This window comes from Leeuwenhoekiella sp. NPDC079379 (genome assembly GCF_044542075.1).
Lineage (GTDB): Bacteria > Bacteroidota > Bacteroidia > Flavobacteriales > Flavobacteriaceae > Leeuwenhoekiella.
Window position 1 is genome coordinate 13040 of sequence record NZ_JBITTU010000011.1, and the last position, 20669, is coordinate 33708.

The 20669-nt window shown below is 33.2% G+C and carries 18 protein-coding genes; all 18 read right to left on the bottom strand.

Annotated elements, in window-relative coordinates; all coding sequences use genetic code 11:
- Positions 1-63: 63 nt before the first annotated feature.
- Entirely contained in the window at positions 64-2445 is a 2382-nt protein-coding gene (locus ACIGAM_RS16445; protein WP_396512568.1) for a GumC family protein, read from the bottom strand.
- Between the two features lie 22 nt (positions 2446-2467).
- Entirely contained in the window at positions 2468-3268 is an 801-nt protein-coding gene (locus ACIGAM_RS16450; RefSeq protein ID WP_396512569.1) for a polysaccharide biosynthesis/export family protein, read from the bottom strand.
- A 57-nt stretch (positions 3269-3325) separates the two neighbouring features.
- Entirely contained in the window at positions 3326-4672 is a 1347-nt protein-coding gene (locus ACIGAM_RS16455) for an exopolysaccharide biosynthesis polyprenyl glycosylphosphotransferase (RefSeq protein WP_396512570.1), read from the bottom strand.
- Between the two features lie 87 nt (positions 4673-4759).
- Positions 4760-5698 (bottom strand): UDP-glucuronic acid decarboxylase family protein, encoded by a 939-nt coding sequence (locus tag ACIGAM_RS16460; RefSeq protein WP_396512571.1) that lies wholly within the window; start codon positions 5696-5698, stop codon positions 4760-4762.
- Positions 5699-5700: 2 nt separating this feature from the next.
- The gene (locus ACIGAM_RS16465; protein ID WP_396512572.1) at positions 5701-6804 is read right to left on the bottom strand and encodes a DUF1972 domain-containing protein; all 1104 of its coding nucleotides are present in this window, start codon (positions 6802-6804) and stop codon (positions 5701-5703) included.
- Positions 6805-6807: 3 nt separating this feature from the next.
- Positions 6808-7710: an SDR family oxidoreductase gene (locus ACIGAM_RS16470; RefSeq protein ID WP_396512573.1), complete on the bottom strand. Its 903-nt coding sequence runs from the start codon at positions 7708-7710 to the stop codon at positions 6808-6810.
- 66 nt (positions 7711-7776) lie between these two features.
- Positions 7777-8745, bottom strand: a complete 969-nt coding sequence (locus tag ACIGAM_RS16475; protein ID WP_396512574.1) for a Gfo/Idh/MocA family protein — start codon at positions 8743-8745, stop codon at positions 7777-7779.
- Positions 8746-8755: 10 nt separating this feature from the next.
- Entirely contained in the window at positions 8756-9646 is an 891-nt protein-coding gene (locus ACIGAM_RS16480; RefSeq protein WP_396512575.1) for an NAD-dependent epimerase/dehydratase family protein, read from the bottom strand.
- A gap of 66 nt (positions 9647-9712) precedes the next feature.
- Positions 9713-11143, bottom strand: a complete 1431-nt coding sequence (locus ACIGAM_RS16485; RefSeq protein ID WP_396512576.1) for an NDP-hexose 2,3-dehydratase family protein — start codon at positions 11141-11143, stop codon at positions 9713-9715.
- Between the two features lie 73 nt (positions 11144-11216).
- Entirely contained in the window at positions 11217-12434 is a 1218-nt protein-coding gene (locus tag ACIGAM_RS16490; RefSeq protein ID WP_396512577.1) for a glycosyltransferase, read from the bottom strand.
- 2 nt (positions 12435-12436) lie between these two features.
- Positions 12437-13555, bottom strand: a complete 1119-nt coding sequence (locus ACIGAM_RS16495) for a glycosyltransferase family 4 protein (RefSeq protein ID WP_396512578.1) — start codon at positions 13553-13555, stop codon at positions 12437-12439.
- Entirely contained in the window at positions 13556-14542 is a 987-nt protein-coding gene (locus ACIGAM_RS16500; RefSeq protein WP_396512579.1) for a hypothetical protein, read from the bottom strand.
- Between the two features lie 34 nt (positions 14543-14576).
- On the bottom strand, positions 14577-15827 hold the full coding sequence (locus tag ACIGAM_RS16505; RefSeq protein ID WP_396512580.1) for an O-antigen ligase family protein: 1251 nt from the start codon (positions 15825-15827) through the stop codon (positions 14577-14579).
- A 56-nt stretch (positions 15828-15883) separates the two neighbouring features.
- Positions 15884-16810, bottom strand: a complete 927-nt coding sequence (locus tag ACIGAM_RS16510) for a glycosyltransferase family 2 protein (RefSeq protein ID WP_396512581.1) — start codon at positions 16808-16810, stop codon at positions 15884-15886.
- A 524-nt stretch (positions 16811-17334) separates the two neighbouring features.
- Positions 17335-18345 carry a dTDP-glucose 4,6-dehydratase gene (gene rfbB, locus ACIGAM_RS16515; RefSeq protein WP_396512582.1) on the bottom strand — a complete coding sequence of 337 codons (1011 nt, stop codon included), beginning with the start codon at positions 18343-18345 and terminating at the stop codon, positions 17335-17337.
- Positions 18345-19208 carry a dTDP-4-dehydrorhamnose reductase gene (rfbD, locus tag ACIGAM_RS16520; RefSeq protein WP_396512583.1) on the bottom strand — a complete coding sequence of 288 codons (864 nt, stop codon included), beginning with the start codon at positions 19206-19208 and terminating at the stop codon, positions 18345-18347. The genes rfbB and rfbD overlap by 1 nt, the downstream gene beginning before the upstream one ends.
- Positions 19205-19780 (bottom strand): dTDP-4-dehydrorhamnose 3,5-epimerase, encoded by a 576-nt coding sequence (gene rfbC / locus ACIGAM_RS16525; RefSeq protein ID WP_396512584.1) that lies wholly within the window; start codon positions 19778-19780, stop codon positions 19205-19207. The genes rfbD and rfbC overlap by 4 nt, the downstream gene beginning before the upstream one ends.
- A gap of 6 nt (positions 19781-19786) precedes the next feature.
- Entirely contained in the window at positions 19787-20662 is an 876-nt protein-coding gene (gene rfbA, locus ACIGAM_RS16530; RefSeq protein WP_396512585.1) for a glucose-1-phosphate thymidylyltransferase RfbA, read from the bottom strand.
- Positions 20663-20669 lie beyond the last annotated feature (7 nt).

Sequence of the window (20669 nt, forward strand, 5' to 3'; positions counted from 1 at the left end):
AAAAAGGATGCAGTAGCATCCTTTTTATAAAGCACTGAGAAATCTTAAACCTTATACGCCAACCTAAAAACTATTTTTAAAACGCTCCCACAAGTTGGGTTTACTTTGCCCATAAGCATACCCATACTTATTACCATAACCAAAGTTAGCGTTCTTCACGTCATTAATAACAAAACTTACATCGTGTAGTTTCCCTTCGTTGTTGGAATCAACAGCGAATTCTAACAAGCGCTTTTCAGTGTAACCGGCCCGGGTAACATAGAGGATAAGTTCTGCATGCCTACTGATTAAGAAGGTATCGGTAACCAGCATCGAAGGTGCCGTATCTACAATCACATAATCAAACTTGGTCTGTAAGTCTTTCAGCATATGCCCAAACTTCGCCTGTCTTAAGAGTTCAGACGGGTTAGGCGGTATACTGCCAGAAAGAAACAACTTCAGATTGTTATGAAATTTAGAATCGTGAACCAAATCATCAATTTTGTGATCATTATTAACCAAATAATCGCTCACCCCTAAGAAACTCTTGGAAGAGTTATCATATCGCTGCAGCTGCGGATTTCTAAGGTCAGCTCCCACAATTACTACCTTTTTACCGGTATTGGCCAGGGTCATAGCCAGGTTGATTGAGGTGAAGGTTTTCCCCTCCCCCTTTACCGTAGAGGTCACATAAATACAATAGCCTCGATCTTCATTAGCTACATTTACTAACAAATATTGCAAATTAGTCGTCATAATTCTAAAAGACTCCGCCAGTACCGAACGGTCGTTTTCGACAACCAGATCAGATTCTCCTTTAGCAATACTGGGCAATTCCCCTACAATAGGAATAGATTTCGTTACTTTCTCAATATCTTCTCGACGCTCGATTTTATTATTGAGTAAGCGTTTGATATAAATAACCAGAAAAGGAATTGCCAGACCCAATAATAAAGCTGCTGCAAAAATAATTTTCGGTTTTGGAGATAAGGGTTTGTTCAGCGAATACGCACTATCTACGATTTTTGCTTTAGGGGCAGTTGCCGCTAAGGATAATGAGTTTTCTTCCCGTTTCTGAAGCAAAAATATATATAAGGCTTCTTTAATGTTTTGCTGACGCGAAATATCTCTAAACTGACGCTCTTTTGCAGGAACCCTGGAGATTTCAGAACCTATTAATCGAGACTGTCTATTAAGATCATTTTCTGCAATTCGTAAGTTAGACAAGGTTTGTTCAAGTCCGTTAATAATATTTGACTTTAATTGTTTGATCTGAGAATTTAAACGAATTACGGTAGGGTTCAACTCAGTAGCACCAGCTAAGATGCGGTTGCGTTCTAAAACCAATTGGTTGTAGTTTGCAATTTGTGTATTTACAGATTCGCTTTCTAATCCTACATTAGCAGGTAACAACCCACTATTTTCAGTATCATTTCTTAAATAGCTTAGCATCGATCGCGAGATAGACAGTTGGGTTTGCAGTTCTTGTTCGCGCTTTCTATACTCACTGGCATTTTCGATAATAAGCGAAGCTTCTGCCTCTATATTAGTTAAGCTGTTGTCTTCTTTAAATTCTTCAAGCCCTACCTCTACTGTATCGAGTTCGCCGCTTATTATTTTTAAGCGTTCATCTATAAAACGCGCAGTACTTACCGCCACTTCATTTTTATCTTCAATGGCCTCTTTATTGTATTCAAAGATTAACTGATCTAAAATATTCTGAGCCTTTTCTTTAACCGTACTCCCCAAACTAAACTCCAGTAGGGTTGCATTATCGTCTATTAAATTAATCTCTACAGATTCACGGTATTTATCTGCAACATCTGTTAGGTTCTTAATTTTTACTAGAACCCTGCCTTTTTCGGCTATAGCATTACCTTGAGCATCTACCCGATTATCTTTAATGACAAAGCTTCCAAATGGTAACTTAACCAATTCACCAATTTTTGCTTGTTTAGTTTCGCCACTTTCTATATAGGTGAGGGTTAAATTAGTACTTCCATTGGGTTCTATAGATAACACATTAATTCCTAAGCCTGCTGCTTTACTGAGTAGTGCTTCATCAATCGTAATTACCTCAACGATAAATGGCGTGTTCAAATACAACTCATCTTCTTTAACACCCTCTAAATCATAATACTCTACATTCGCTTTTAGAGCCTGTATGGTACTAATCATTAAACGACGCGATTTTAGAAGCCCAATTTCATTTTCAATACTATTAGTGCTCATACCACCTAACAGTCCCAAATCTGCAAATCCTGCAGCATCACCTAACCCCCCACCTTTACTTTCTTCATCCTTAATAATGACACTGGCAACAGTTTGATATACAGGAACACTTAATTTTAAATAGACAAAGGCAATGATTAATGCAGTGAGCACCCCCAAGATAAACCACGGCCAGTAGCGTAAATACTTATCGAGTTCTTCTCGAATATTAATCTCTTCATTCAAGTCATTCATACTATTATACAGCTTTAAAACTTTATCTTAAAAATAAAACCACTAGAGATATTAATACAGATGCTACTGATATAAATAACCCACTATTTGGATTTAAACTACCTGCCTGCCGCTGCGAATTATTGAGCTCAACATACAATACATCATTTTGTTTCAAATAATAATACTCAGAATCAATGATGCTATTATCAGTAAGATCTAAGTAGGCCTTGGTTACTTTATCATTTTCTTCACGCATCACCAAAACATTATCTCTACGCCCAAAAATCTGCATATCCCCGGCCAAACCCAGGGCTTTAGGTATGGTCAAATATTCGTTAGAAATCGTATAGGTCCCAGGATTACGAACAGCTCCCAATACCGAAACCTGAAAGTTAGAAAGTTTCACATTAACTATAGGTTTAGTGACATAGGCGGTAATCATTGTTTTCAGTTTATCGGCTAAGGCCACACGTGTTAATCCACGCACATAGATAGTACCCAATACCGGAAACTCAATATTCCCATTTTGATCTACCAAATAGGTTTGTAATTGGCCACCCCCACCTACATTAACAGAACCGCCGGATACGCTCCCGGAACTTGTAATAGGTGGATTAAAGGGTAATGCTGCTTCTTGTTCTATCGCGCTCACGGTGATGGTCAATTCATCATTAGGCTGTATCGTTAAGAACGATTTAGCAGGCTGCTCCATAGATAGCTGTGCTGGAATAGGCAGCTCATTAGACTCGTAAAAGTACGTAGTATCCTTACGCGATACACAGGAGCTAAAGAATAACAGAAGTACAACTATATATAAACTAAAAATCGGAATACGTTTCATAGGTAAATTTTGCTCAAAAATAGTATTATCTTTTTAAGGAGCTACATTTAATTTGACTTAGTAAGCTTTCTCCTCGCCCTGAATGGCGTTTAGCACTGTTTTAATAATTATTTTTATATCCAACCGCAACGACCATTTCTCCACATAAAAAATATCGAGTCGCGTGCGATTAACGATATCGGCCTGCTGCACGATTTCTCCCCGATATCCCCGTACCTGTGCCAAGCCGGTAATGCCGGGTTTGACAAAATGCCGCACCAGATATTTATCTACCGAGCTTTGATACAGCTCGGTATGCAATTCCATATGCGGGCGGGGTCCTACCACGCTCATATCACCCAGCAATACATTATAAAACTGAGGCAATTCATCGATACTAGTACGACGCAAAATACGCCCCAGTTTGGTAACCCGTTTATCATTTTTAGTCATCATGGTTTTATCAGCATCTGCAGTGGTAGTCATCGATCTAAATTTATAGCACCAGAATACCTTACGATCTACCCCGTGCCGCTTTTGCTTAAAAAATAAGGGTTCATGAGAATCAAAACGCTGCAAGATAAAAATTAGAGGGCTCAACCACGACAAGATGCCTACGATGACCAGCAGCGAAAATACTACATCAAAAGTACGCTTAGACCAATGTGCCCAGAGCGTATCTAAAGGCAATTCCCGCATATTTAAGACGGGTACAGACCGGTACATCTCAATGGTCATCGCCCGGGTAAATATTTCTTTATTATCGGGAATAATTTTCAGCTTTTTCATATTGTTATCTGCAAAAGCCATCAGGTTGAGCAGTTCTGCCTGCGACAGCCGGGAAACAGTACAAAAAATCTGATCGATGTCATTTTTCAATATAAATTGAAAACATTCTTCTATTTTACCTAGATAGGTAGGACTTTGCGAATGTTGATTGTCAAAATAGCCTTTATAGCGGTATCCTAAATCGCCTTCATCAAAAACACTACGTATTTTTTTCAAATTCCGGTCCCGACCGATCACCACGACATTGACCTGATTCCCCCCCATCTCACGGTAGCTACTACGTGCCCAAAAAAATGAAATCCGATAGACTAAAAGGCACGCGTAAAGAATACCCAATGCAAAAGATGGATTTCCCGATGCGGTGATGCCGGCCCTTCGAAAGCCAAACCAGGCAAAAAACGCCAAACCAAAAACAACTAATAATTGCACAAAACGGTGGGAGTTATCCCAAAATCGTTCTTTACGTGCAGTAGGATAAAAATTAAGCCAGTAGGTACTCAATACCCAGGAAAAATTAAAGTACACAATTGCCCAAAAATTGAGATAGGTTTCGGGTACAAAAAATCCCAGAATTCCATTGGTAAGTGTCAAATGAATTACAATAGATATCGGAATCGTATATTTTGAAAAACGCAAGTCTAGTTAATTATAAGATTATTTAAAATAAACTGTTAAGTAGTATATCAAGAACTTCAAAATGAATTAATGTTTAAAACTATTAAATTATTTTAGTAGTTCATTAAAGTACCTAATTGTATTATAAAGACCGGTTTCAAGATCTATTTGAGCTTGCCAATTATTTAAGTTTGCATAGGCTAAAGAAACATCAGGTTGCCTTTGTTTTGGGTCATCTTCAGGTAAGGGCATAAATTGGATTTTAGACTTAGATCCCGTAATTTTTAAGATTGTTTTTGCCAGCTCAAGCATGGTAAATTCTTGTGCATTTCCAATATTTACGGGGCCTGTAAAACTAACATCACTTGCCATTAGACGTATTAAACCTTCTATAAGATCATCAATATATTGAAATGAGCGTGTTTGCTTACCATCTCCAAAAATAGTGATATCATCCCCTTTTAATGCTTGTACAATAAAATTAGATACCACGCGCCCATCTTGAGGATCCATATTGGGGCCATAGGTATTAAAAATACGTGCAATTTTAATAACTACATTATTTTGACGATGATAGTCTATAAATAAGGTTTCCGCGCAACGTTTACCCTCATCATAACATGACCGCGGACCTATAGGATTTACATTCCCCCAGTAAGTTTCTGGTTGCGGGTGTACTATAGGATCACCATAAACCTCAGAAGTACTGGCCTGTAGAATTTTTGCCTTTACACGCTTGGCAAGCCCCAGCATATTAATCGCTCCCATAACCGAAGTCTTTAGGGTTTTAATAGGGTTATACTGATAATGTACCGGGCTTGCAGGACAGGCTAAATTATAAATCTCATCGACCTCGGCATAATAAGGTTCGGTGACATCGTGACGTACCAATTCAAAATACGGATTGTCAAGCAGATGAATAATAGTTGATTTACTTCCTGTAAAGTAATTGTCCAGACAGATTACTTCATTACCTTCACTTAAAAGACGTTCACATAAATGCGAACCTATAAATCCCGCTCCGCCTGTCACTAAAATTTTTTTCATTACTATTTGTTAAATGACTTGAATAATTTGTCATAATTGCTACAAATAATATCCCAAGTATATTTCTTACTTGCTATCGAAAACATATCCAAACCATTTGAGATAATATCTTTATCTTTTAAATCAGCCAAAACTTTTGAAAGCTCTTTAGCATTTTTAAAAAAGAAAGCATGGTTTTTAGTAGTTTCTCTATTAGTAGGAACATCAAATGATATAATGGCTTTTTTTAAACACATTGCTTCTACTAAAGAAGGTGCAGTCCCACATCGGGAATGTGAATGTATATATATGTAAGAATTTCCCCGTAAATAATCTAGCTCATTCTTGTCATAAATTGCATCAAGCAAAATTAAATTAGGATTGCCTGAATACTTCTCTTTCAAATTCAGACCATAATTTGAAATACTCCAATTAGAAATTAAAACTAATGGATATTCTGTAAAGTTCTCAAAAGCCTCTAAAACGAGATGAAGGTTATTATCTAATTGTGCGCGAGATACACTTACGGCATAACGTGTATTTACAAATGGATATTTTACATTGAAATCTGGTCTTTGCTTGTCTATAAATTTAACATGATCTCCTCCATAACGCACAATTACAGATTCAGCATTAAAATTATCTTTCAAACTTTGTTTGTATAGTTTATTATCTGCAATATTAATATCACTAAATTTTGATGCAATAAAATGATTTAATTTAGCCCATTTCTTTTGTAGCCAACTAAGCTTTTCTCGCTCCCATTCATTTAATCCTCCGTGATTTACTATTACTTTTTTACCAAATAAATATTTTATAGGTGTCATAAATCCCGAACCTACCGGACTTAAGTAAAGAATAATGTCTGCAGATAATAAAGCCTGGCAGTAAGTTATTAGGTCATAAAATATACCTTTAAAACCATTTGCTTCAAGGTTTAAATACTTTAAACGCGCTCCATGATAATATTTAGGTCTATCCTCATATTTATGTCCATTACAATAAACTGTAATATCATAAGACTCAGCTAAATTCTGACAAATGTAATCTGCCAACGTCTCAAATCCTCCATATTTAGCCGGAACACCGTGTGTACCCACAATATGGACTTTTTTCTTTTTAATCATTGATTAATCTAAATAACCTTGATAATATCCGTCGATGTACTCATTCAAAGCAATCTTCCAATCTTTCATTTGATTAATCCCTCTCAAATCTAACTTCTTAGTAAGTAAGCGCTCAGAAGCTGGTCTTTCAGCGTAATACTCCTCTTTAAAATGATCTGAATTAACTGAGGTTATCTTAATCTCGTTATTTAATCCTAATATATTTACTAACTCTGTAGCTACTTCCAAGCGACCGGTTTGACCTCCACAAACACAGTTATAAAGCCCCCAATATTCTTTTTTTATAAGTTCCTTAACTGTTTTTGCAAAATCTTGCGTATAGGTTGGAGTACCATCCTTATCATTAACAATAAACAACTCTTTTTTACCATCTTTAATTTGTTTCATTAATTTCTGAACAAATTTCTTATCCTTTTTAGGACCTGAACCCATCATCCAACCAGCTCTACAAACTAGATAGCGATTAGCATTTTCTACAACAAAGCGCTCTCCCATATATTTTGAACGAGCATACACTCCTAGAGGATTAGGCTGATCCCAGTCATCATATAGATCTTGCTTACCGTCAAAAATACCAGCAGTGCTAATATAAAGCAATGGTATATTTAATTCATTTGCCAGGCTAACTGCATTCTCTACTGCTAAAGTATTTGTAGCATAAGTGTCATCTGAATGTTCCTCGCAATATTCTAAATCTGTATATGCCCCCAAGTGAAATAAATAGTCTGGAGCAAAATCTTTAACATCTTTTTCGTAAGCATCTTTATCTCTAAAATCTAGAAATGAAAGCCAATCTTCGTTTACATCTTTATCTGTACATTTTATATCGTACTCTTCTTTAAATTGTGTGTAAAAAGCTTCCCCTAGCATACCACCGCTTCCTGCGATATAAATCTTTTTTTTCATGGTTTCTGAGTTTATTTATTATCGATTATTAAGTTTTTAATTATTTTAAGAATGTGTAAGCACCGCTTAAACGCTAAGTTGCTTTATTTTTTGCAAACTAGTACTTTGTATTAGAATATCTGTATAGTTTTTTTCTCTAATTTCCTTATTAAAGATACTGTCATAGAACACTTCAAAGGCTTTTTTAAAATGATCACAAGGGGTTACATTAATCTCCCTGATACTCTCACCAGATTTCTCTAAGATTATTTTAGGGCTAAAGTTTGCCCCTGGCGTATATGCTCTGTCTAAACTAATTTTACCTTTACTACCCCAAATCTCGTAGTTGCATTGATAATAATTATCAAAACCAAAAGCTATCTGTGCTCCTATACCATTTATACCTTTTAAAAATGCAGACCCAAAAGTTTCTGAATTAGTATTCACGTCAAAAAACAAAGAACTACCTACAACCTCAAGATCATTTCCTAAAATATAATATGCAGCCCTTAGAGGATATCCTGCTGCATCGTGTAATACGCCTCCACCTATTTGAGAATCATACCTAAAATTACCCTCAGCTAAAGGAGGAAATCCAAATGATCCTCTAAAACAGCGTAATTCTCCTATTTCATTATTATTCAATAGATCCTTAACCATTGCGTGTTGAGGATGATATTGAAACATGTAGCCTTCCATTAATGCAAGTTCCTTAGACTTAGCTCTTGCCACCATTTTCTGAGCTCCAGCATTGTCTAATGCTATAGATTTCTCCGCATAAATGTGAAGCCCTTTATTTTGAGCTTTCTCTACCCACTCATCATGCATCCCTGTTGGTAGAGGCATGTAAATAGCATCCAGTTGCTCTTCTAATAATTTATCATAACCTACAATGGCATTGCAATTAAATTCTTTAGCAAAATCATTTGCCTTACCTTCATTTCTACTGGCTACACAAACAAGCTCAAATTTATTACTCATTTCCTTTATTGCAGGTATGACAGATCGCCTTGCGATTGCTGCACAACCCATTATACCTATTTTAATTTTTGCCATTTTGCTATACTTAGATTTTTGCCGTTTTTAAATTATAATTAAGATATTCTCCTATTTCATCTTTTAATTTAGTGTCCTCAAAAATAGTATCGCCTGATTCTATTTTAAGTGACATAACAGGCCAATCTACATAAGATAATCCTACCCCATATTTACTAGCAACAAGACTAGCTGCCTCTTTTAAACTAAAATTCTCTCCTCCAATATTGTAAATATTTCTATTTGTTGATGCTAAACGTGCTGTTCTATACATAGCTATACATATATCTGCAACATGAGTAAAAGTTCTTCTTAATTCACCATCACCAAATAAACTTATGTTTTCTTGTTTGGCGGCTTTACCTATAAAAAACCCTATTGTACCATATGAGTATCCTTCCGGTAATAAATAACCATAAGGAACACAAATTCTAAAAACAGTATAATTTATATTAAATATTTGACCATACATTTGAAGTAAAGACTCACAGGTAAGTTTGTTTAACGCATAAATAGTTTTAGGATCCTTTTCTGCATTTTCAGCAAGTGGTGTTTCTGAAACCCCTTTATAAACCAAACGAGTAGATGGAAATAGTATACGTGCTTTTGACCCTTTTTCTCTCATGCACGTTAAAAGGTTTGAAAGCCCTACAACGTTTACCTGATTATAGCGTTCAACTTCTTCAAATCCTTGAGAAGTACCTGTCAAACCTGCAAAAAAATAAATATAATCATAGTCTAAGGCTATCTCACGCAGAGCTTCAAGATTTGTAATATCTAAGGAGCTATGATTCATCCATGTTTCACTTCCTTTATCATTAAGGTCATAACACGTTATAGACTCACCTTTTTCATTTAAAAAATACGCAAGATTTTTCCCTATGTAACCTGTAGCTCCTATTATACAATTTCTAGTTCCCATTCTATTTTAAATATATTTATTACTAATGCCCATCTAAGCCAGCATTGTATTTTTAATCGTTAACTGCTAGAGTTTATAGCGTATGGCAGATAAAAGACTTCTAGCGGAAATGTTTAAATAATTATTGAATCTAATAAAATCATACAATTGGTTTAGTGTCATCCAACTATAATTAGTAGGTACCTCTACAGGAAAATCATCACCTACTTCAACAATCATATTTCTATTTTGCTCGTGATAAAAACGCCCTCCTTCTTCAGACTGAAATGAAGAATACCATACCTGGTCTTCAGAAGCATTTAAAACGGTATCTATAAATGGCACTTTATAGCTATTCAAACCTTTTCTATAATTTCCTGTAAGACATTGCACGGTGGGAGCTAATTCTACAATATCAAAATTACCGGCTTCTAGTTTAGCTTGCACCAGAAAGTGATAAACACCCTGAATTTCTTTAGTAATAAATGCTATTACACCTTCCTGAGCTGGTCTAATTATAGGTTGATCCCATGAAGCAACTTCTCTATTACTTATCTCAACATTAACACCTATTACTTTAAAATATTTATTTTGTATGTGATAGATTGAGGTACCATCATTAACCCAATTATCAACAGTATTAAGTGGTATTTGCTTCACATTTAATTCATAATGTGATTTTAAACCTGTTAGCCATGATATAATATTATCTATTGAGTTTAATGCTACATCATTTGTTAGTATAGAATGTAAAAGTGCTCTCTCCTTCTTATTAATAGTTTTCTCCCCTAAAATGGCAGAATGAAAATTAATGGTACTAGAGGTGTAAGACCCATATTGTATACAAGATATCACGGTGCGTGTATCCATATTTACAATATTATCGTTTTTTATAAATTCTTTTATCTGGCCTAATGTAACCCAGCAAAAATTATCATAGAGCTCAATATCTTCAGAAATTTCTACAATAATATTTCTGTTCCTTTTTTTAAGAAAACGGGCTCCCTGTTCAGATTGTAATTGGTCTACAATTACTTCTACCTTATTCTCTCCGTTAAAATACTCAAGATATAAAGGTTTTTTACCTTTATGTACTTGAGAATAATTACTCTTAGTAGCCTGTAAGGTAGGGGATAGTTGTACCACATTAATATTACCAGGCTCTATTTTTGCCTGCATAAGAAAATGCAGTATACCATTAATTTTTTTAACTATTATACCTAGGAAACCTATTTCTGCTTGGTTTATGATGGGCTGAGTCCAGCTGTTCACATTACCAAAATCTGTCTCTACCTGTATCCCCTCTATAGAGAAAAATTTACCTGTTTCATGCACCAGATTTCCTGTCTGTTCTTCTACACGCCATTTACGCAATTCCTTAAAAGGAACCTCTGTAATCTTAACGGTTACATCCTGGTTTTTCTGCTTAATCCATTCTAAGAATTTCTCATTAGGAAAAATATCACTGTCAGACTGCAATGCAGATCTTAAAAATTCTAGCTCTTTTAAACTTTTCATAGTTTTATTTTTAATCTCCTATGTAATAAACTGAACAATAATTGGAGAAAGAATTGTCTATAGACTATATGAATCACTTTAATACACTTTCGTAATTAAGTAATATCTCTTTATAAAATGAAGTGTCATTAAAATTATACAACACAAATTCGCGAGCATTCTCCCCCATCTTTTTGCGTAATAAATTATTATCATATAATTCTCGTATTGCAGATGATAAAGAATTTATCCTGTTTACGTCAAATAATAAACCACGCTCATTAGACACTAGTTCAGGTATTCCACCAAGATTTGACCCTAAAACTGGTACCTCTGCAGCAAAGCTTTGTAAAATCACGTAAGGAAAGTTTTCATGCCATACAGAGGGAACTACCGTGAATTTTGCCTTGTAAAGAATATCCTCTAGTTCATCACCCCATTTTGCCCCTAAAAACTCAACATTAGATAAGTTTAACTGAATAGCCAGATTTTTTAAAGGCTCAAGTTCTGGCCCATTACCTATAATCTTAAAAGGTATATCTTTGTTATCTACTAATGCCTTTAGTATTAAATCTACCCCTTTCTCCTCTATTAAACGACCAAAATATAAGCCATAATCATCCTTATTCTGCTCAATAGCGCGAGTAGATATTTTAAATGGATTCTTTAATTTTCCCCAATTAAAAGTATTATATCCCCAGAAATCCTCAGTCTTGTGAGCCATAAAATCTGAAGCAAAAAGAAATAAATCAATATTTTTTTTATAAATATCTAGAAAATTATGAATATAAGATTCCAGAGAACTGGCGATACTAAATTTTAAAGAATTATGACTGCATTTATTAGTAATAGCTTTATAAAAAGTACCCCCTTTACAATCTTCACAGAGATGACCGTGATGAAAAAGCTTATAATTGGGACAAATATGCTTGTAATCGTTAAGAGAAACTACCAGTGGTATATTTCTCGAACTTACTGCATCAAAGACTGAAGGAGAAAGTTGTGTTATCACACCAAATGCGTGAACGATATCTGGATTAAAATCATCTAATAACCTGCCTATCGCTTTCTTTGCTTCAAAATTATAGGGTATTTTTAAGAAGGCTTTTACCTGTCCTAAAATACCTCCCGTTTTAAAGTCTGGTGCTTTAACAAAGTAATCTTTATAGGCATTGTCTAGCGTATCACTGTCTATGGTAGAAAAATAAGCAACATCGTGCCCGTGATCTTTAAGCACTCTGCCCACTTCAAGATAAAATACATCTGCACCGCCGGTATATTTATGAAATTTATGTACTAGTAATACCCGCATAACTATAACTCTTTTATATACGATTTTGCTATAATATCCCAACTGTAGTTATTAACTACATATTGTTTCCTTTGTAATGCGTACTCTTCCGTCAATAAATTTGACGCTACTAAGGCAGTTAAGGAGGTCAACCACGTCTGTGTATTAAAATCTAACAAACAACCTAAATAATCTTCTTTTAAAATATCTAGTGGCCCTGCTGTTTTTGTAGATACAACCGGAATCCCATAATATAGTGCCTCTAGCACTACCATGCCATAAATCTCATAATTTGAGGGTAAAATAAATAAGTCGCAACTTTTATAAACATGCGCTATCTCATTATTAGCTATTTGTTCTATAAATAAAACGCGGTCTTTAAGATTATAGGTACTAACAAGTTCTCTCAGTTTAAATTCATCTGGGCCTTTACCCACAATTACAAATCCCAGATTTTTATTTTTTGAATGTATGAGTTCTCTAAATACATTAATTACAAAGGTTAAATCTCTCCTAGGCTCCAGCTTACCTATGTATAAAAAAGTAGTTTCAAATTTGGTAGTAAAACTATCTAGTTGTGCTTGATCTATATATGGATTTTGTTTTTTAAAATCGAGCCCTACGGGAAGAATGGTTATATCTGTAAAGCCTTTATTTTCGAGATATTCCTTTGCTTTTGTTGTTTTAGCAAAAATCACATCTATGTTTTTTTGAAGCTTTCTTTTTAAAAACCAATCAAAAAGGGTTTGATAAATTTTCCCTAGTCCGCTATAGTTTGTATACATCCCCTGATATAGGACGGTTTTTAAGCCATGTTTTTTAGCCTGTGCCGCTATAAACGGCCCCATAAGTTGAGAATCATCGTGTATCTGGAGAACTTGGTAATTTTGACTTAAGATGAATTTTGTTAAGCCTTGATAATACGTAACTTGCTTTAAAGCAAAACCCTTAATCGGGATTAATTTTATTCTAAAATCCTTTAAAGTAACAATGATTTTCTCGTCTGTAATATCTTTAAATGTTGAGTAGATATCAACATTATAACCCAGTTTTAAAAGACCGGTGGCCAGACCTATTTCCTGTATATTATACCCATTAGTATCTAATGGGCCGTTTGCCGTCCTAACTATAGCGAGATACATTTAAATAAAATTCTCGAGTTTATTAGGAAATTTATTCCAGGTATTTTCTTCCAAATAGCTACAGACTGCTTCGCGGTTTTGAGGCTTACTAATGTCAATCTTCTCTATTTCATCAAAAGTATCATAACAATTAACAATACCTTTTAAATCTCTAAAGTTACCGACATTTTTTCCAATTATTCGCCTATTAAAATTCAAGCTATAAATTAAAGAACCTGATGACAAAACAGAGTCTGGACTAAATGTAAAAAGGGTACTTCGCGAACTACTAATTAAATCTTTTAATTCCTTGTCAGTAATAAATCTATTTATAAAATGAATATTTGTATTTGTTTTACTCATAATTTTACTAGCATAGTTTTCATTTTGCCCTTGACCGCAAATCAAGATTTTTTTATCTCTAAAAAAAGAACTCTGCTCAACATACTCTAAAAACTCCAGTATTTTTTTATGAGGTCCAATTCCTCCCCAAATAATATAATCCCATTTTTCATCAATATGTGCATGGATCTTTTGTGAATAAACGGGATGTGGTATATGACGCACTTTAAAACCAAACTTAGCTGCGTATTTTTCATTAAAAAATTCAACTCCTTCTTGACTGTGTACAATTACCACATCTGCGAATCTAGCCATTAAATCCATTACTTTTGTAACAAGATAATTCGGTCCGTAATGAGATTGCTTATTATGTAAAATCCAAACTAACTTTTTATTTAAAATCCACAAGAGTGGAAGTAAAAATATAAAGAGAATTGTTTGAATAGAACCATACCGTTTGTAGGGGATTAAATCTACCCAATTGAAAATGAATACTTCTGCCTTAAGATTAGTAAAAGCACTTATTATTCCCAACTTCACATTGCAATTTGAAACATAATCTTCATTTTCTATAAATGATTCCGTGAAATATTTTATATATAAATTTCCAGAAGTATCTTTATCAGGATTATATGTGGGATATATATAATATACTTTTTGAGACATTTAGATTTAGAATTAGAAATTTTGCAATTTTAATTTATAGTACCCTAGTTTTAAGGCTATATAGAATGTTTTTGTCCATTAAGATCAACCCAATGAGTATAAAAATTGCAGCACCTGCAGAGTTAAAAAACACTGGCATACCAATTGAGTTTATAAAAAGTAACAGAAAACAAACTGAGATAGATACCTGTATAAGTTTGTTATCAGCGTTCCATCGCTGAGCAAGTTTAAAAATATTATACAATAGCAGTAAATAACAGATAAAGCCAAATACCCCTAGCTCTACTAATATTGGAGGCCATTGAGTATCGTTAACATAAATCGGTTTTTTTTTTGTCAACCCATAAACATTATCTAGGTTATACATATCATAAATCGGCGAATAGGTAACTACAGAATAATGGGACCCGTAAGTTCCAAAACCAGTTCCCAAGGGAAAATGATCTCGAGAAATTCTGATTGAATTTATATAAAGTTCTGACCGCGCTGTACGATTGTCTGCTTTTTTTGCGACAAAAGTATCAACAAATTTTTGTTCAATCAATTGAGAAACACCTCCTAAGCTAACTAAAACAACTAAAAATAATGACAACACCATAATATTTTTAAAGCTGAATATTTTAACATTACTACTGTATATAAAAACTAGTAAAACTCCTGTAAACGCAAAAACTTTAACCCTAAAGGATATGATAAGTAGGGTAAATACTAAAAGAGAAATAAATTTGGGTTGTTTTTTCAAAAAATTCAGATAGAAAAAGACAAGTCCTAAAAAAGAAATTACAATACCATAGCTAGCTTTAGGATTAAAGTAACTAGTTAGCTGAGGTAAGGGACCTAAAAATTCTATACTACCCCTAAAAATTACAATTTGACCTAAAAGCCCTAGAATAATAAGCAATAAACTGAAGTGAAAATGATTTTTTAAACACCTATAAAGTTTAAGCCGATTTAAATGATTATTATTCAGAAATAGAATAAAAAAAAGAAAAGGAATATAACTTTTAACATAAACAAGCGCTCCTAATAGCGATATTTTAATAGGTTGATACTCAAAATAAAACGAACTTAAAAACCCTATAAATAAAATACTACATAGTAGGCCTAATATTCTAAGAAGAAATTTATTCTTTAAAATAATATTTATATAGACAAGAATATAGGGTAAAAGCAAAAGAGATATAAACTCATCTAAAATCTTAATACTTTCAGGTAAGAATGATATTAAACTATCATAATAAATTCCAAAAAAAAACAATAAAAAAACTACTAATTTTTCCTTCAATTTACAATTGGGATATAAAGACTAGAAAATTGTGGGTTCAATATTACATTCAAACTTTAACGCTTCTTGAACTTTAAATACAAAACTCCTAAGGGTTTAAGTGATGAGGAACTAGTAATACTAAAAAAATTCCTCATAAATTTTAACAACTCTTTTTTTTCAATAACATTCGTATACAAACTCAAGCTAGTAATAAACCAAGTGGTTAAATAAGGATATATCTTCCAAAATCCAATAATATTATTTTTAAAAAAAACCGTTTTCAACCATCTACTAAAATCAAGATTAGCCTGAATTTTTTTGTTAATTAAAACTAAATCAGTATGATTTGGTGAAATATTAAAAGTACTTGACCTCCAGCGCACAAAAGGTCCTGAAATTGTTTTTATTCCTCTCTTAGATGCTAACTTTAACCAAGTGGCAACATCACTATTCCATGCTAAATCAAACTCTTCAAATCTCTTTTGTTCTTCAAAAAAAGATCTCCTAAATATATATTCAACAACATATGCAGATATATTTCCTCGAAGTTTTTTCTTTAAAAAATCAAATGAGCTTAATATTTGAGGAAGTTTTTCAACGTATAAAGTTTGATTAGCCTCATCTACGACCTTCACATTAAAACGAAATAGATCAAATGAATTACGATTTATACTTAATTCTTTATAAAAAGTATCGACACAATGCGCGTCTATTACGTCATCATCTGAAAATAACCAAAGCCACTCTTCGTTTTTCGTTAAATCAATACAACGCTCCCATTGATGAACCAAACTTTTTGAACCGAGATTTGAAGTAAATCTAAAATAAGTAATATTTAATACCTCCCTAAATTCATCCACTATTGTTTCAATTGAATCTGGGCTACAATCATCCCCTATATAAACGTTAAATTGTTTATTTGTTTGTTTTGCCAGAGAATTTAAGGCTTCTTTTAAAAATACTGCTTTATATACGGGAAGTACTATAGCCAGTTCACACATAAATACTTAAGAAATTTAATTGGTTATAGCTTGAATATTCTTATAATTGAAACAAACACATAGTTAATTATTTTAAAGAAGTAGGTGAATGCCAATAATAAATACTTTCAAAAAAAATAACCACTATTTTTAAAGACTATCACATATTAAGTTATTTATAGCTTTATTAATGATAATGCTTTATCTAAACGATAATCTATATTTTAAAACATTGATAATTATAAATGAGAACACAGTATTATCAGAATTATATAATTTTCGTAAACATCATCTGTTTTTTTTAATCTAAATCCCGGTTAGAAAATATATATTCATTAACACTTTAAAATAATTAACATTAGTAATTTTAATAAAGATCAATAAAAAGTTTTTTACTGAAACAAAGATTTAAAGTAAAAAGGGAAGATATAATTTAAGTGATGATTTGGTTTTTATTTTTTAGTAAAAAAACTTGTAAATAATTGGTCTCAATACTAATTATATTAAAATTTCAAAATTAATTGGTTGGTAAATAAGAAAACAAATTAGTTATATTTCTTTAAATACCACTCTATAGTTTTTTTAATTCCTGTTTCAAAATTTTCATCAGCATTCCAACCTAATTCTTTTTCAATTTTTGAAGCATCTATTGCATACCTTCGGTCATGCCCAGCTCGATCTTCAACGAAGATAATCTGTTCATTATAAGAACCCGAATCTTTAGGATTTAGTACATCAAGAAGTTCACAAATTGTTTTAGCTATATAATTGTTATTGCGTTCATTTTTTCCACCTATATTATAAACCTCTCCAGATTTACCATTTTTATATGCTAGTTCAATACCCGTGCAGTGATCTAAAACATATAACCAATCTCTTATATTTTTACCATCACCATATATAGGAATATTTTCCCCATTTAAAGCTTTTCTAATAACTGTAGGTATAAGTTTTTCATCGTGCTGTTTAGGACCATAATTGTTAGAACAATTTGTTATAACCGTATTCATACCATAGGTATGATGATAGCTACGAACAATCATGTCTGAACCCGCTTTACTTGCGCTATATGGAGAATTTGGAGCATATGGAGTTTCTTCAGTAAAAAGACCGGTCTCTCCTAGTGTGCCATAAACCTCATCTGTACTTACATGATGAAATCTACAGTTGGTGAAATCGCTTTTGTATTGAAATGGTTTGTCCATCCATTTTTTAAAAGCAACATCAATTAATATAAAAGTTCCATTAACATTGGTTTCAATGAATACTCCTGGATTTTTAATACTATTATCAACGTGCGATTCTGCAGCAAAATGTATTACTCCCTCAATATTGTGTTCATCAAATATATGCTCTACGACCTTACGATCGCGTATATCTCCCTTTATGAAAGTATAACGATCATGATTTTTTATCTCATCAAGATTCGCTAAATCCCCAGCATAAGTTAATAAATCAAGATTAATCAAATTAACGTCAGGATTGTTTTTAAGGAAATAGGGAACAAAATTTGAGCCTATAAAGCCGGCTCCGCCGGTAATTAGAATATTTTTCATTATTTATTATTTAAAAGTACTAAGCATTTTTTCAAACTATCTTTCCAGTAAGGGATTTCAGTATTAAAGTCAACCTTTAAACTGTCTTTACTCATCAAAGAGTAATGAGGTCTTTTTGCTGTTGTAGGGTAAGATGATGTTGGTATAGGATTAACAGTGCAGTTTAAACCAGATAATTCTAAAGTTTCTTTAGCTAAGTCATACCAAGAGCATACACCCTCATTTGTATAATGATATACTTTCACATCATCTCCTTCATAACTAATACCACTTTCTAATATAAATTGAGCTAAATCTCTAGCATATGTAGGAGATCCCACCTGATCATAAATGACGTTTAAATTTTCTTTTTCACTTCCTAATTTTAACATCGTCTTTACAAAGTTATTTCCGAACGACGAATAAACCCAAGAGGTTCTTATGATTATTGAGCCCTTAGGATTTATAGTTGACATAGCCTGCTCACCAGCAAGCTTTGTAGACCCATAAAAATTTACAGGACTCGTTAAATCATCAGGAAAGTAAGGCTTATGACCTTCCCCATCAAAAACATAATCTGTAGAAATATGTATAAGTTTACAATTATACTTTTTGCTTAATAAAGCGAGTGATTTTACAGAAAAATGGTTAATTAACTCTGCTTGCTCTTTCTCATTTTCAGACTTATCAACCGCAGTAAATGCCGCACAATTTATAATGCAATCAATTTTATTTTCAATTATAAAATTTTCAACTTTAGAAGCATTGGTAATGTCAAGCTCTTTTGAATTAGTGAAATAAAAATCATTTGTATTAAACTCACGTGACAATGTATTTAATTCAGAGCCAAGTTGACCTGCACTTCCAGTTATCAAAATTTTCATTTACTATAAAGTTTTTGGTCAAAATCAAAATACTTAGCATTTGAAAAAGAGGGTTGATTTTTATCTTTTTCTGAAAGCATCATTTCTTCTAACTTTATTCTCCAATCTATTTTGAGCTCAGGATCATCAAAGGCCAAGCCCGTATCAAACTCTGGAGCATAATAATTATCGCACTTATAGAAAAAAGTTGCACTTTCAGACAATACTACAAACCCGTGAGCAAAACCTCTAGGTATAAATAATTGATGTTTATTTTCCGAGCTTAATTCAACGGCAACGCTTTCTCCAAATGTTGGTGAACCTTTACGCATATCAACTGCAACATCTAAAACTTTACCAACTAATACTCGCACGAGTTTGGTTTGGGCAAATGGCGGTAGTTGATAATGCAATCCTCGAAGCACCCCAAATGAAGAACTTGACTCATTGTCTTGACAAAAATCGACAGAATAACCTAAAAATTCAGATAAATGATCTCCTCGGAATGATTCCATGAAATAGCCTCTCGGATCACCATAAATATCAGGTTTACATATAACTACATCTGGTATGGCTGTTCTTTCAAAATTCATATTTTATTATTTTTGAGCTCTTTTTATAAGATATTGACCATACCCATTTTTCTTTAAAGGTTCTGCTAAGGACAATAAATTTTCTCTAGTTATATAGCCCATCTCATACGCTATCTCTTCTAAACAAGCAACTTTAAGGCCCTGCCTTTTTTCAATAGTATGTATAAAATTTGAAGCTTCAAGCATAGATTCATGCGTTCCTGTATCTAACCAAGCATAACCCCTGCCCATTAAGACCACTTTAAGATTATCTTCTTTAAGATATTCTTCGTTTAAGGTTGTGATTTCTAACTCACCACGATCGCTAGGTTTAATTTCCTTTGCCTTTTGTACGACATTGTTAGGGTAAAAATAAAGACCTACAACTGCATAATTACTTTTTGGTTCTTTAGGCTTCTCTTCAAGACTTAAAACATTACCCTCTTTATCAAATTCTGCAACACCGTAACGCTCTGGATCTGTCACATAGTAACCAAAAACGGTAGCACTCTTTTTTGATGTAACATTTAAAACAGATTCCTTAAGTAAATTTGTAAATCCGTGTCCATAAAATATATTATCCCCTAGAACAAGACAAACATCATCATCTCCTATAAAGTCTTCCCCTAGTATAAATGCCTGAGCTAAACCATCAGGACTAGGCTGTACTACATATTCAAAATGCATACCTATATCAGAACCATCACCTAAAAGCTTTTCAAAGTTAGGCAAGTCTACAGGTGTAGATATTATTAGAATCTCACGTATACCGGCTAACATTAGAACTGAAAGTGGATAATAAACCATTGGTTTATCATATACATTTAATAATTGCTTAGAAACCCCTTTAGTTATAGGGTAAAGACGAGTTCCTGACCCACCTGCAAGAATAATTCCTTTCATAGTTTGT

Bases quoted from the DNA above. Each gene is read 5' to 3' on its own strand.
- ACIGAM_RS16445 (WP_396512568.1), bottom strand. From the start codon at position 2,445: ATGAATGACTTGAATGAAGAGATTAATATTCGAGAAGAACTCGATAAG.
- ACIGAM_RS16450 (WP_396512569.1), bottom strand. From the start codon at position 3,268: ATGAAACGTATTCCGATTTTTAGTTTATATATAGTTGTACTTCTGTTA.
- ACIGAM_RS16460 (WP_396512571.1), bottom strand. From the start codon at position 5,698: ATGAAAAAAATTTTAGTGACAGGCGGAGCGGGATTTATAGGTTCGCAT.
- ACIGAM_RS16465 (WP_396512572.1), bottom strand. From the start codon at position 6,804: ATGATTAAAAAGAAAAAAGTCCATATTGTGGGTACACACGGTGTTCCG.
- ACIGAM_RS16470 (WP_396512573.1), bottom strand. From the start codon at position 7,710: ATGAAAAAAAAGATTTATATCGCAGGAAGCGGTGGTATGCTAGGGGAA.
- ACIGAM_RS16475 (WP_396512574.1), bottom strand. From the start codon at position 8,745: ATGGCAAAAATTAAAATAGGTATAATGGGTTGTGCAGCAATCGCAAGG.
- ACIGAM_RS16480 (WP_396512575.1), bottom strand. From the start codon at position 9,646: ATGGGAACTAGAAATTGTATAATAGGAGCTACAGGTTACATAGGGAAA.
- ACIGAM_RS16485 (WP_396512576.1), bottom strand. From the start codon at position 11,143: ATGAAAAGTTTAAAAGAGCTAGAATTTTTAAGATCTGCATTGCAGTCT.
- ACIGAM_RS16490 (WP_396512577.1), bottom strand. From the start codon at position 12,434: ATGCGGGTATTACTAGTACATAAATTTCATAAATATACCGGCGGTGCA.
- ACIGAM_RS16495 (WP_396512578.1), bottom strand. From the start codon at position 13,555: ATGTATCTCGCTATAGTTAGGACGGCAAACGGCCCATTAGATACTAAT.
- ACIGAM_RS16500 (WP_396512579.1), bottom strand. From the start codon at position 14,542: ATGTCTCAAAAAGTATATTATATATATCCCACATATAATCCTGATAAA.
- ACIGAM_RS16510 (WP_396512581.1), bottom strand. From the start codon at position 16,810: ATGTGTGAACTGGCTATAGTACTTCCCGTATATAAAGCAGTATTTTTA.
- rfbB (WP_396512582.1), bottom strand. From the start codon at position 18,345: ATGAAAAATATTCTAATTACCGGCGGAGCCGGCTTTATAGGCTCAAAT.
- rfbD (WP_396512583.1), bottom strand. From the start codon at position 19,208: ATGAAAATTTTGATAACTGGAAGTGCAGGTCAACTTGGCTCTGAATTA.
- rfbC (WP_396512584.1), bottom strand. From the start codon at position 19,780: ATGAATTTTGAAAGAACAGCCATACCAGATGTAGTTATATGTAAACCT.
- rfbA (WP_396512585.1), bottom strand. From the start codon at position 20,662: ATGAAAGGAATTATTCTTGCAGGTGGGTCAGGAACTCGTCTTTACCCT.